This window comes from Arthrobacter sp. fls2-241-R2A-172, from assembly GCF_030208885.1.
Taxonomy (GTDB): domain Bacteria; phylum Actinomycetota; class Actinomycetes; order Actinomycetales; family Micrococcaceae; genus Arthrobacter.
In genome coordinates, this window is the sequence record NZ_JARVTB010000013.1 from 100482 (window position 1) to 113613 (window position 13132).

Consider the following 13132-nt stretch of genomic DNA (forward strand, 5'->3'; position numbering starts at 1 on the left):
AACCGGAACGGTCTCTCACTTCTTTCAAGCAAGTGAGTGACCGATTGGAGAAAAGGGGTGGGATGTGAGAGAGCGATCGGGGAAAGGGGGTGGGATGTGAGAGAGGGCTACTTTTCGTCGGGGCCCAGGTCAGGCCCGACGGCGAAACTCACCTCGCGCGTGGCGCTTCCGTGGAGTTCCAGGATGGCGAGCTCGTTGGTGCCTTCGCGGATCAACGGACCAGGTACGTACAGGGTGCGCTGCGGGCCGCGGCTCCAGTGGCGGCCGAGATTGAAGCCATTTACGAAGACAACTCCTTTGGTCCAACCCTCCAAGCGCAGGAAACGGTCACCGGGGCCGTCGGCCTCGAAGGTCGCAAAGGAAACGGACGGGCCGGCCACGCCGGCCGCAGCATCGCCGGGTGGCAGCGGCACCGCTGCGGACCGGAATGCCTCCAGAGAGTCCAGGTCCACAGCAGCCACTTCCCAGTCCACAACCTCCATACCGTTCAGCAGCGCCGGTCCGATCAAACCCTTGGCTTCGCCGATTCTCTGCCCGTAATTCACCCTGCCTTGGTCCTCAAGGAGAACCTGCAGGCGGCCACCCGCGGGGATGACGACAGAACGCTCGCCCAGTTCCCGGCTCAGCACCCCCACGGGCACGCCGTCCAGGAAAAACTGTGCCCGGTCCCGGACTTCGGAAAAGGACAGGACTCCGCCACCGGGCAGCGAGGCCTCGTACAGGTAGAAGCCACGGTAGTGACCGGTCACTTCAACAGGAGGGACGGAGCCGGAAACCAGCTGCGTGGCAACCGGAACATCCAGCAAGGACACATAGTGAGAGACCGCGAGCGAGGACGTCGGAACCGGCATCCGCCCAGGCGGGACCTCGGCCGGAACCGGGAAATGCTTGGCAATGACGTCCCGGAAGGCGAAGTACTTGGCCGTCGGATGCCCGTCCTCGGACAGTGGTGCGTCGTAGTCGTACGAGGTGATGGTGGGCTCGTAGATGCCTTTGTCGTTGGCACCGTTGGTGAAGCCGAAGTTGGTGCCGCCGTGGAACATGTAAATGTTCACAGAAGCCCCGGCTGTCAGAAGGGCGTCGAGTTCGGCGGCGGAAGCAGCGGCGTCGGTGGTGTGGTGGTGCGTTCCCCAGTTGTCGAACCAGCCGTTCCAGAACTCCGCGCACATCAGCGGCCCTGTGGGCTGCCGTTCGCGCAGGAACGCAAGCCGTTCGTCAGCACGGGACCCAAACGTCCCCGTCTTGTGCAGCTCCGGCAGCGAGCCGTCCTCGATCATGGTCCCGAACGGCTGGTCGCACGTGAACAGCGGAACGTCCACACCCAGGCGCTTGGACAGGCCCACCAGATGCTGCAGGTAGGCGTTGTCGTCCCCGTAGGCACCGTACTCGTTCTCGATCTGGAACATGATCACCGGACCGCCGTGCGTGATCTGCCGGGGAACTACAAAGGCCAGCACCGATTCCATGTACGCGGAGACGGCGTCCAGATACGCGGGCTCGCTGCTGCGGATGCCCACCATGGGGTCGGCGAACAGCCAAGCGGGGAGCCCGCCGTTGTCCCATTCGGCGCAGATGTACGGCCCGGGCCGGACAATCGCGTGCATCCCGGATTCGGCCACAAGGTCAAGGAATCGCCCGAGGTCCAAGCCGTCATCGGTAACAAACGCGCCAGGAACAGGCGAGTGCTCGTTCCACGGCACGTAGGTTTCGATGGTGTTCAAACCCATCAACCGGGCCTTATGGATCCGGTCCACCCACAGGTCGGGGTGCACGCGGAAGTAGTGGATGGCGCCGGAGAGGATACGGAAAGGCTCGTTGTTCAGGAGGAAGTCCTGATCGCCGATGGCGAAGGTGTCCAAGGAGGGTCCTAACAGGGGTCTACGCCGGGCGCAGCACGGCGTGGAATGCGTACGAAGCGTTGCTCCAGATCACGAACAGCAGCGGCGCGGGAGCCAGCGCGATGCCCAGGACCGGCTGCAGCACGGCAGCGGAGACGATGATCCCCAGCAGGATCAGCATCGCCAGGCTGAGGTACCAGCGCTGCACCACGAGATACAGCGACGCCTTGAGGATGCTTTTCAGCCTCGCCTCGGGCAGAAGTACGACGCCGGCAATCGCCGTGACAGCGAGGCTCACCGTCACGGCGGCTGCTACGACGATCAGCGGCACCAGCAGGGCAATGCCCTGGACGTCCCCGCCCAGGTTGTGGACCAGGGCAAGGTCCACGCCGAGGAACATCAACAGGGCCACAGCGCCCACACCCAGCACCGCGGCCTTCGCGAAACTGCGTTTGTATCCCTGAAGGAAGGCGGCAACCGGCTTGACCGCGCCGCCGTCGTCGTTCAATGCCTTGAAGGCAGCGAAGATGCCGGCGAGGGACGGCGCAAGGGTGACCGAGAGTGCCAGGAAGAAGGGCCATGCGGCGGCGGGGTCTGCCACGAGCGAGAGGCTGAGGACCAGCGGCGCGTTGGCCACGGCGAGCAGTGCGTTGCCGGCCAGGAAGGTGTAGATGAACCCGAAGATGCTCCCGAAGGTTTCGAATCCCGGTCCGGCCCACCGCCGTCGCTTCTGCCCAGCCACGGCACTCATCCTTTCATCCCGCTGGTCGCGATGCCTTGGATGAAGTAGCGCTGGCCGATGAGGAAGATGATGAGGATCGGGATCACGGAAATCACAGAGCCCGTCATGATCATGGCGTATTCAGCGTCGAACTGGCCCACGAAGGACCGAAGGCCCAGCTGGACGGTCCAGAGTCGGTTGGACGTGAGGTAGATGAACGGACCCATGTAGTCGTTCCACGTGTTCACGAACGTCAGCAGGGCAAGGCTGGCGAGGGCGGGCTTGGACAGGGGCAGGATTACGCGGGCCCAGATGCCGTACTCGCTGAGGCCGTCGATGCGGGCTGCTTCGCAGAGTTCGTCCGGGATGGTCATGTAGTACTGGCGCATCAGGAACACACCGAAAGCACCGAATGCCTGCAGGAGAATCAACGCGTTGAAGCTGTTGGTCAGGCCAAGGTTCTGCATCATGATGTACTGCGGCACCATGTAGGCCTGCCACGGAACGGCAATGGTGCCGATGTAGGCGAGGAACAGGACATCGCGGCCCGGGAATCGGACTTTGGAGAAACCATAGGCAGCCAACGAGCCCGTGAGGACCTGCAGGCAGGTGATGATCACTGCCAGGTAGAGCGAGTTCTGCAGGTAGCCCATCATGGGGATACGGGTCCAGATGTCCGTGTAGTTGCTCCACACGAACTCCTGCGGAATCCACTGGATGGGGACCGTGAGGACCTGGTTGTTCTCCTTCAGCGAGGACGAAAGCATCCAGATGAACGGCACCATGAGCGCCACCACCAGGACCACCAGGACACCGTAGATCACGATGTTCGCGGTCCGCTTCTTCTGCTCGCGCGGGGAACGCTGACGGTCAGTACGACGGCGGTCTTCCGCAGTGGGTGCCCCTGACGGGGACGGAGCTGCGTCCTTCACAAGGGACGCCTTGAGGTCTTCGGCCATGTTGGTCATCAGCGTTCCCTCCGCTGTTGGATCTTGAACTGCAGGACGGTGACCGTCAGCACGATGATGAACAGGACCAGCGAAATGGCCGAGGAGTAGCCGAACTTACCTTCGCCGATGCCCTCCTGGTAGATCAGCTGGGACAGCACAGTGGTGGAGCGGCCCGGGCCACCGTTGGTCATGACCACGATCAGGTCGAACACCTTGAAGCTGGAGACCGTCAGCATGACCACGACGAAGAACGTGGTGGGACGCAGCGACGGGATGGTGACGTTCCAGAAGCGCTGCCAGGCGCTGGCGCCGTCCACTTCAGCTGCCTCGTACAGCTCTGTGGGGATGGCCTGCAGGCCGGCCAAATACAGGACCATGTAGTAGCCCATGTCCCGCCACACGCTGGTGATGATGACGGCGGGCATGGCCCAATCGGAGCTGGAGGTCCAGCCCGGCGGGTTGGCGATGCCGATGGCGCCGAGGAACTGGTTGATGGGGCCGCTGTCCGGGCTGAACAGCATGTTCCAGACCACTGCGACGGCCACCAGGGAGGTGATGTACGGGAAGAAGATGGCGACCCGGAAGAAGCCGATGCCCTTGAGCTTGCGGTTCAGCAGCATCGCCAGGATGAGGGCCAAGGCCATCGTGAGCGGGACGTGGCCGAGGGCGTAGACAAGGGTGTTCCGCAACGCGATCCAGAAGGAGTCGGATGCGAACATGCGCTCGAAGTTGGCCAGGCCAACCCACTTGGGAGCGCTGAATGAGGTCCATTCCATGAAGGAGAGCGCGAAAGCGGCCACGACGGGAATGAGGGTGAAGGCCAGGAAGCCAAGGAAGTTCGGAAGGATGAACGTCCAGCCGATCAGCGTGTTACGCCTGGCCTGCTTCCTGTTGCCGCGGCTGTGCACGGGGGCAGGCGCCTGGGTGATTGTTTCTGTAGTCATGATGACCGCTCCCGGGGTGGGGGCGTTCCTCCATTTCAGGATCCGGAGAATTCAGGTCCGGCCCGGTGCCGCGTCCAGGGACGCAGCACCGGAGCCAGTGGCTGGTCTGGACTTACTTGCCCAGGACTTCGCTGGTGACGCGCTTGCCCATCTCGGCGATGCCGTCGGTGACGGAGCGCTCGCCGACCATGATGAGGTCGTGCTCCTGGTTGAGGATCTTGTCGGTGGCGGCGGACTTGTCGCTGACGGGCATTTCCAGGGCGGTCTCATCCGGCGAGAACGCCTTCTTGGAGAGCTCGTCCGTGGGCATGCCGTCCAGCTTGAAGTACTCGTCCGTGATGGCGTCGTTCTGCAGCGCAGGGACAACACCGATCTTGGAGATGGCTTTGGCGCCTTCTTCTCCGGCGGCCCACTCGATGAAGTTCTTGGCCTCATCGGAGTGGCTGGCGTTCTTGTTCACAGCGAAGGCTGTGGGCGAACCGAACGTGGTGACCTTGCCGTCGTCGTTCTTCTGCGGCATCGGAGCCAAGCCCCAGTTGACGTTGGTTTTCCCGTCCTTCTTGGCCTGCAGGATGCCCGCGGTGTACCAGGTGCCCATGGGCATCATGGCAGCCTGGCCGGACTCGAACATGGTGCGGTAGCTGGTCTTCTGGCTCTTGGCGGTGCCGAAGTCCAGGGTGGTGCCGGACTTCTGCAGGTCCAAAGCGGTGTTGTACTGATCCTCCATGAAGCCGTAGTCGCCGCTGTTCTGGTCAGCACCGTTCTGGGCGGCAGCGATGGCCTGGACCACGGAGCGCCAAATGTGGTGGTAGGTGCCGTAGACCTTCTTGCCGCCGGCCTCGGTGGTGAGCTTCTTGGCGATCTCCGTGTACTTTTCCCAGGTCAGGTCCTTGGGCTCTTCGATCCCGGCAGCCTTGAACAGGTCCTTGTTGTAGTACAGGAGCCAGAAGTCCTGGCGGTACGGGGCGGCGAAGTACTTGCCGTCCATGTCGAAAGCGTCCAGGCCAGCCAGGTTGTCCTTGCCCACCTTGTCCACAACGCTGTTGATCTCCTGCAGCTGGCCGTTGTTGGCATAACGGGAGTAGTCGATCACGTTCTTCATGGTGAGGACGTCAGTGGTGTCGCCACCGGCAAGCATGGTGGTGACTTTCTGGGGGTAGTCATCGGCCAGGATGTCCACGGGCTCAATGTCGATGTTCGGGTTGGCAGCTTCGTAGCCGTCAAAGAGGGCCTTGAACTCCGGGGTGCCCTCGTAGTTCCAGACCGAAACGGTCAGCTTGGTTTTGCCGTTTGCTGCCGGTTGCTCCGCGGGACCGGCGGCGCCTGCGCAACCGGTGAGTCCAAGCCCTGCAGTCACCGCAAGGGCGATTGCGGCGAGGGTTGTGCGCTTCATTGCGTTCTCCTTTAGTACTGGGTTACAAGTTTGCCGCAGGTGCGGCGGGTGTATTTGGGCCTAGGCGCTGAGGCCGAGGTCCGCGTGGACTACTTGGGCAAGGAGGTCCTTGCCGGCGAGATACCGTTCAAGGTCATCCAGTGCGGCATCGGACATCCGCCGGGTCTCAGTCCCGAGCGAACCTGCGATGTGCGGGGTGATGATCACGTTGGGGAGGTCGTACAGGGTGGATTCGGCGGGCAACGGCTCGGGTTCCGTGACGTCCAACAGCGCCGTGATCCTGCCTGTGGCACACTCCTTCTCTAGTGCTGCCGTGTCAATGAGTGACCCGCGCGCGGTGTTGATGAGCGTCGCGTGGTCCTTCATGGCTTGGAGTTCCGCCGTGCTGATCATGTGTCGGGTCTCTGGGAGTGCGGGTGCGTGGACGGTGACCACGTCCGATACCGGCAAGAGCTCTTCAAGCGGGACCAACGTACCGCCGGCCGCCGCAACCTCCAGAGGATCAGCATGGGGATCGCTCACCAGGCAGGTGACGTCCTGGAGTTGCTGGACCAGATGGACCACCCGGCGGCCGATGCGGGAGAAGCCGATGACGCCGATGACGCGGCCAATATTGCCCAGCTCGCCGCGATCGCTGATGTAGCTCCAGTTGTCCCGGTGCGTACGGGCGTCGTTGGCCAGCACGTGTGCTTTCTTGCCTGCCAGGACGATCGAGGCGAACGTGAACTCCGCAACCGGGATGGCGTTGGCGTCGGCGCCGTTGGTGACGGTGATGCCGCGGTCCCACAGTGCTTCGCTGACGAAGCTGCGGACTGTTCCTGCGCAGTGGAACACTGCCCGAAGTTTTGGCATGCGCTCCAAACGCTCTGCGTTCAGCTGGGGAACCCCCCAGCTGGTGAGGAGGATTTCCACCTCTTCCAGGCGGCCCGCCAGTTCAGGTGCGTCCAAGGAATCCGTCCACGGTTGGTCACCAAGATCGACGAGCCCGGCAAGCCGCTCCAGTCGCGTGGAATCGAACTGGTCAGCAAAGGTTCCGCTATTCATGACCAGCAGTGCCTGGGGCTTGAGCGACATTGAGGGGATCCTCCCTTCGAAATTTCCGGTGGCCTGTTCGACCGTGATTTATGTGTTGCATCAAATCTAATAATCAGTACATACTCATAAACAAGACAGTTCATTCAACTCAATCGAACTTGTTCTGAAACGTTCAAACTCGAACAAATGAGAGAAGAATCCCTATGGCAACCGGCATCGCCGCCGTTGAGGTGCCACCCCTGTATCCCTTGCGAAGTGCCTGGGGCTCCGCAGCCGCCGCGCCCTCCTTGGTGAATTCGCTCCGCGGCTCGTGTGACCGCCTCACCGTCCGTCCAGCGTCCGACGCCGGATGGCAGCGCGCTGCTGCCCAGCCCCTTACGGAGCTGCGCGCCCAAGCAGCGGCGGAGAAGGGGAGCGCGTGGCCCCAACCACTGGTCTCCCACTACGCGCGCTACTTCCGCGACGGCAATCGCACGGCATACGAGGGGCTCGTGGCGAGCAGACAGCAACGGCTGACGCGCGCCGTCGTGATGGCTGCGGTGGGTGAGCCCAATTGGCTCGATGAGGTGATCGACGGGGCATACCTCCTGTGCGAGCAGAGTTCGTGGAGCTGGGCGGCGCACGACGACGTGTTTACCCGCAATGGCGACGTGGTCCCGGATCGTTCCCGGCCTTATCTGGACCTGGGAGCCGGAGAAGTGGTGGCCCAGTTGGCGTGGCTGGACCATGTGCTCGGTGATGCGCTGGACGAGCGGGCCCCGGGCCTCCGGAAACGCCTCCGGCTCGAGACGCACGAGCGTGTGATCCGACCATTCCTGGACCGCCTCGACTGGCACTGGCTGGGGTTGCGTGGAGACGTCCATAACTGGAATCCGTGGATCCACTCGAACATCATTGTGGCCGCGCTGTTGCTGGTGGACGATCCCGAGCTGCGGGCACAGGTTGTTGTCCGGTGCATCGAGGGCCTGGACCGCTTCCTCGCTTCCATCCCGGCAGACGGCGCCATCGACGAGGGCTTCGCCTACTGGTGGAATGGTGCCGGCCGCGCGCTGGAAGGGCTCGCCCTCTTGGAAGAAGCCAGTGGCGGTGTGCTCAACCCGGACTTGCCGGTGATCCGCGCCCTGGTCGCTTTCCCGCACCGCATGCACCTGGGGGACCGGTGGTTCCTCAACGTTGCCGATGGCCCCGCCCGTGCCCATCAAGGACTCCCGTGGGACATGCTGCACCGCTGGGCCGTCCGGCTGGGTGACTCCGAAGCAGCCTGGCTCGCCGCCGCGTTCATGGAGGCAGAGCCCGAGCCCAACGCCGCCGCCGGCCTGGGCCGCGTCCTCACCCAACTAAGCGACAGCAGACCTCGCAATGGGGGTCCATCGGGACAATTGTCGTTACCTGGTGGGGGGACGTACCTGCCATCGGTGCAGATCATGGTCGCGCGCCAGAATCCAGGCTCCAGCGATGGGCTCACGCTCGCGGCCAAGGGCGGACACAACGGCGAGCACCACAACCACCGCGACGTCGGTTCGGTGGTGGTTGCCGTCGATGGCGTGCCCCTGCTGGTCGACGCCGGGCAGCCCACATACACCGCGCAAACGTTCGGCCCTGATCGGTACCGGATCCGGGCCATGCAGAGTGCCTGGCACAGCGTCCCGGCGCCCTTCGGCTTGGAACAGGGGACCGGCGCGGAATTCAAAGCGGCCGTTCTCCAGGAGCCCACTCCCGGGGAGCCGACCCTCGCGCTCGGGCTCGGGGCCGCCTACGGACTGGACCACGCTGAGCAATGGATCCGCACCTCGGTAGTGAACCGTGAGCAGGGGTCCGTGGTGATTGACGACCGCTGGAACCTGCCCGAACAGGCGCCTGAGGGAATGCACCCGCCCGAAGGAACGCCCGACGTCGACATCACCTATCTGGTTGCCGGCACCGTCCACATCGGTACAGACGCGACGGCGACCATCACGCCCGACGGTATTCCAACCGTCAGTGGCGGGCGGGGACTGCACCTCCGCTGGAAGCCCGCCACCGCCGTCGTGCTGGTGGACGAATGGCACCTCGACGATCCGCTCCTCAGCGATATCTGGGGCGGGAAACTGACCCGGATCCGGTTCCGCATGCCCGCCGAAAACCGCGCCTCGGGCGCGTTTACCCTCACAGTGGAGGCAACATCTTGAGTTCCGAACAGACCCCGGAAACGGGCGGCAAGTCCCTCTTTTCCCTGCAGCGCCGTGAACGGCTGATGGAGGAGTTACGGGCCCACGGGGCCATCACGGTCCGCGATATTGCCGCGAAACTGGGCGTCAGTGAGCTGACTATCCGGCGCGACGTGAACACGCTCGCGGACGAAGGACTGGTCTCCCGCGTCCACGGTGGGGCGACGCTGCCGAGTCCGCTGGACCGGTCGGTGGCGGTGGGACGGCCGGCGGCGCACAGCTATTCGATCGGCATGGTGGTTCCATCGCTGGACTATTACTGGCCGCAGGTCATTTCCGGTGCGCGCGGGGAGGCCGAAGCGCAGAACCTCCGGATCCTGGTCCGGGGCTCCGCCTACGATGCCGCAGACAACCGCCGCCAAGTCCAGGCGTTGCTGGACACCCAGAACATCGACGGGCTGATCGTGGCACCGGACATGGGTGGCGAGCACGGCAAGGAGTTGCTCCGCTGGCTCAATGCCCTGCCGATTCCCGTGATCCTGGCCGAACGGCGGGCACCGGCGGAAATCCCCGCGCACCGGCTCGAGTGGGTCGCCACCGATCACTCCTTCGGTGCCGGCATGGCCGTACGCCATCTCTGGCAGGAGGGGCACCGCATGATTGGCTGCCTCACGGACTCCACCAGCCCCACCAGTCCCCACGTGGTCCGGGGCTGGAAGCAGGCACTGGCTGCGCTGAAAATCCCGCTGGACGCATCAATCCATGAGGATTCGGCGAAGCTGGACAACGGCGACCGTGCCAAGCACTTCGACCACGTCCTGGAACTCTGCCGCTCCACCGGGACCACCGCCATGCTGGTGCATTCGGATACCCAGGCTGTGGCATTCGTGCAGCACTGCGTGGACCTTGGCGTGGACGTTCCCGGAAGCATGGCGATCGTGGGCTACGACGACGAAGTCGCCTATCTGGCTGAACCGGCCATCTCCGCCGTCCGGCCTCCCAAAAGCTACGTCGGCAAGGTTGCGGTGCAGCTCATGGCTGCACGCCTGGCCGAAGGAAGGATGCGCCCCGTGCATCGAATTGACCTGAACCCGGAGCTCATTGTCCGGGAATCATCCGTAGGCGCACCGCGAGGGTTGGCTGGAGTCGTCTTGGAGGATTCGCTCTGATGCTTTTGCCGCCCCTGGATTACCAGCTCTCACCCTGCACCGGCCTCACCCGCGAACACTGGTGTGCTTACGCCGACCACCTCCTGCGCTCGGCGCACCACTTTGGCACCCCGGATCACGCCAACATCCACCTTCCCGGGGCCAACAGCCGGTACGGCCCGCGGAGTGATTCACTGGAAGCCTTCGCCCGGACCTTCCTGTTGGCCTCGTTCCGAATCGCGGGCGACCCAGCTACCACCGGCTGGATCGCCGACTGGTACGCCGCGGGCCTTGATGCCGGAACCAACCCCGCGAATCCAGACCGGTGGCCGACGCCGGGCGAGCTGGGGCAGGCGAAGGTGGAGGCGGCGTCGTTGGCTGTTGGCTTGGCACTGACCCGCGACGTTTTGTGGGACAAACTGCCGGAGCGCGTGCAGGAGCAGCTCATCGCGTGGTTGGAGACCGTGATCGGCGAGGAATATCCGCCCATCAACTGGGTGTGGTTCCAGATCGTGGTGGAGACGTTCCTGGCGTCGGTGGGCGGGCGGTCTTCGGACGAGGACATCGACGCAGGGCTCGCCATCCATGACTCGCTGTACCGGGGCGGTGGCTGGTTCGCGGACGGTCCCGAGCGCGCGTATGACCACTACGTGGGTTGGGCGTTTCAGGTTTATCCGCAGCTGTGGGCCCTGATGGCACCCAACGATCCGCGGGTGATTGCCCGGAAAGCGCTCGACGGCGACCGGCTGGCAGATTACCTGGACGACGCTGCGTATTTGGTCGGTGCGAACGGAGCTCCGCTGATCCAAGGCAGGAGCCTGATCTACCGATTCGCGGCGGCCGCCCCCTTCTGGGTAGGGGAATTGTCCGGGCACACGCGGTTGGCGCCGGGCATGGCCCGCCGGGCTGCCTCAGGGATGCTCGACTACTTTGCCCGCCACGGCTCCATCACTGAGGACGGCCTCCTCTCCATCGGTTGGCATGGCGAGTTCGCGGGCATGAAGCAGGCGTACTCCGGCTTTGGCTCCCCGTATTGGGCCGCGAAAGGCATGCTCGGGCTCGCGCTGCCCGCGGATCACCGGGTGTGGACTGCGGTGGAGGCGCCTTTGCCCGTTGAGGTTGCCGACACGCAGCGCCTCATCACTGCTCCGGGGTGGCAGGTGGACGGGACTGCGGCGGACGGGGTTGTCCGGATCCGGAACCATGCCACGGATCACGCCGTTCCCGGGGCCTTGGTGTCCGACTCTCCGCTGTATGCCCGCTTTGGCTACTCCACGCACACGTTCCCCGACCTGAACCCGGAATCCCGGGACAATGCCGTGGTGTTCCTTTCCCCTGACGGCGCCTTGACGCATCGGACCGGGTTTGAGTACTTGGGCTCCTTTGCCGAGGGCGGCGTCCAGGTGGGCGCTTCCCGGTTCACTGCCCACTGGATCGAACCCGACCCCGACGCCGGACCCGATCACGGCAGCGGCGTCACCGGCACCGCGACCCCTGGGCCTTCTGTAACCGTGGTGTCAGCGACGCGGGGTGCTGTTGAGCTGCGGTTGGTACGCGTTGCCGGTTCTTCGGTCGCTCCGCTCAGGATTGGGGGATGGCCGGTGGACAGTGCCTCCTCCGTGGTTAGCTCGGTGCTTCCCGTGCCTGGGTTTGGGTTGTCCTTGGATACATCGGGGACCTTCGTCCGTTCTGGCGCACACCCCATGGGGTCGGAACTCGCCATTCCGTGGGTGGGCACCTTGGGCACCGCGCACGATGGCGACTACGCCGCCGTCGTGGTTCTCGCCGGTGACGGAGGTGCTGCGGCGGATACTGGTGTCACGTTTGTTGCCGGAGAGGATGGCGGCCGCTTCGTGTTCCCCGACGGCGCCTCTGTGGCCCTCGCGCGGCTCGCCCGTTTCGACGCCTAGCTGCACAGTAGACGACTCCTACCGTCTAACGCGCAGCAAACCATCGAGTCGGTTGCCCGGGGCGTGCGTGGGGAGCCCACGAGGGTCTGCAGTAGGCTCGCTGGATGAGCCAAACCGATGATCGGGCACGCTTCCTCGCGGCCTATGACCAGGACCTTCGCACCGACGCTGAGACCCCAAGTGCCCTCAAAGTGACCCAGTATGGCCCCCTGCGCTTGGTGACCTTCATGAAGGGTCGCGGGTTCGTCACGTACAGGGATCTGGATGATGCGGACGCGCCGACCGTGAAGCGGCTCGTCGCTGAGGCAGGCGCCTACTTCCGTGCTGAACCTGAGATCACCAGGGTGGAATGGAAATCCCGCGGGCACGATCACGCTCCGGGTTTGCACGAGGCGCTCATTGAGAACGGCTTCGCCCAGGACGAGCCGGAGTCGATCATGATCGGTGAAGCGAAGGCTCTGAACACAGCCGTGCCACTTCCCGACGGCGTGACGCTGCGGCAAGTCAGGGACGAGCCGGACGTTCGGGCCATGAGCGCGATGCAGGATGAAGTCTTTGGCGAACCGGTGTCGGATGAGATGGCTGAGGCCTTGCTGCGACGGCTCTCGCTGGGTGACGGGATGCAACTGTGGGTGGCCGAAGCGGAGGGCCGGATGGTCAGCGCCGGACGCCTGGAGCCAGTGCCCGGCACAAGCTTCGCCGGGATCTGGGGTGGTGCCACAAGGGAGGAGTGGCGCGGCCGGGGGATTTACCGGGCATTGACCGCCCGCCGCGCTCAGGCCGCCCTTGAGCTGGGAAAGACACTCATCCACAGCGACTCCACCGAATTCTCGAGGCCAATCCTGGAGCGCTCCGGGCTGCTCAAAGTTTCGACGACGACGCCGTACCGTTGGGTGCGTGGCTGAAGGCTCAGACGGCTTTGAGGGCCAAGGAATTACCTTGTTCCATGCGCTGTTCATTTGCGCGCGCTCGTCCCGCTTCGGTAACGACACAGCAAGGCCCCCCAGGATCCACATCCGGAGGGGCCTCGCTGGCTCAAGAATCCA

Annotated in this window: 10 protein-coding genes; 4 read left to right on the forward strand and 6 right to left on the reverse strand. The window is 64.2% G+C overall.

Going from position 1 to position 13132, the window contains the following annotated elements; all coding sequences use genetic code 11:
- Positions 1 to 107 precede the first annotated feature (107 nt).
- From QRM57_RS17800 to QRM57_RS17825, 6 genes are all read right to left on the reverse strand, one after another.
- Entirely contained in the window at positions 108 to 1859 is a 1752-nt protein-coding gene (locus QRM57_RS17800) for a glycoside hydrolase family 35 protein (protein WP_284987560.1), read from the reverse strand.
- Between the two features lie 19 nt (positions 1860 to 1878).
- A complete protein-coding gene (locus QRM57_RS17805; protein ID WP_374111526.1) occupies positions 1879 to 2589 on the reverse strand; it encodes a DUF624 domain-containing protein in 711 nt (236 codons plus the stop codon).
- Positions 2586 to 3527, reverse strand: a complete 942-nt coding sequence (locus tag QRM57_RS17810) for a carbohydrate ABC transporter permease (RefSeq protein WP_257369472.1) — start codon at positions 3525 to 3527, stop codon at positions 2586 to 2588. The genes QRM57_RS17805 and QRM57_RS17810 overlap by 4 nt, the downstream gene beginning before the upstream one ends.
- A complete protein-coding gene (locus QRM57_RS17815) occupies positions 3527 to 4453 on the reverse strand; it encodes a carbohydrate ABC transporter permease (protein ID WP_089596338.1) in 927 nt (308 codons plus the stop codon). Before QRM57_RS17815 ends, QRM57_RS17810 begins: the two co-directional genes overlap by 1 nt.
- A 112-nt stretch (positions 4454 to 4565) precedes the next feature.
- Positions 4566 to 5846, reverse strand: coding sequence for an ABC transporter substrate-binding protein (locus QRM57_RS17820; RefSeq protein WP_284987561.1), 1281 nt, complete (start codon positions 5844 to 5846; stop codon positions 4566 to 4568).
- 60 nt (positions 5847 to 5906) lie between these two features.
- Entirely contained in the window at positions 5907 to 6920 is a 1014-nt protein-coding gene (locus tag QRM57_RS17825) for a hydroxyacid dehydrogenase (RefSeq protein WP_257369474.1), read from the reverse strand.
- A 164-nt stretch (positions 6921 to 7084) separates the two neighbouring features.
- On the opposite strand from QRM57_RS17825, the gene QRM57_RS17830 reads away from it, so the two are divergent.
- The 4 genes from QRM57_RS17830 (at position 7085) to QRM57_RS17845 (ending at position 12991) form a co-directional block, all read left to right on the forward strand.
- The gene (locus tag QRM57_RS17830; RefSeq protein ID WP_257369475.1) at positions 7085 to 9049 is read left to right on the forward strand and encodes a heparinase II/III family protein; all 1965 of its coding nucleotides are present in this window, start codon (positions 7085 to 7087) and stop codon (positions 9047 to 9049) included.
- Complete coding sequence (locus tag QRM57_RS17835) at positions 9046 to 10197, forward strand: LacI family DNA-binding transcriptional regulator (protein ID WP_284987562.1); 1152 nt, start codon at positions 9046 to 9048, stop codon at positions 10195 to 10197. Before QRM57_RS17830 ends, QRM57_RS17835 begins: the two co-directional genes overlap by 4 nt.
- On the forward strand, positions 10197 to 12086 hold the full coding sequence (locus QRM57_RS17840; protein WP_257369477.1) for a DUF2264 domain-containing protein: 1890 nt from the start codon (positions 10197 to 10199) through the stop codon (positions 12084 to 12086). The genes QRM57_RS17835 and QRM57_RS17840 overlap by 1 nt, the downstream gene beginning before the upstream one ends.
- 104 nt (positions 12087 to 12190) lie before the next feature.
- Positions 12191 to 12991: a GNAT family N-acetyltransferase gene (locus QRM57_RS17845; RefSeq protein WP_257369478.1), complete on the forward strand. Its 801-nt coding sequence runs from the start codon at positions 12191 to 12193 to the stop codon at positions 12989 to 12991.
- The last annotated feature ends 141 nt before the right edge of the window (positions 12992 to 13132 follow it).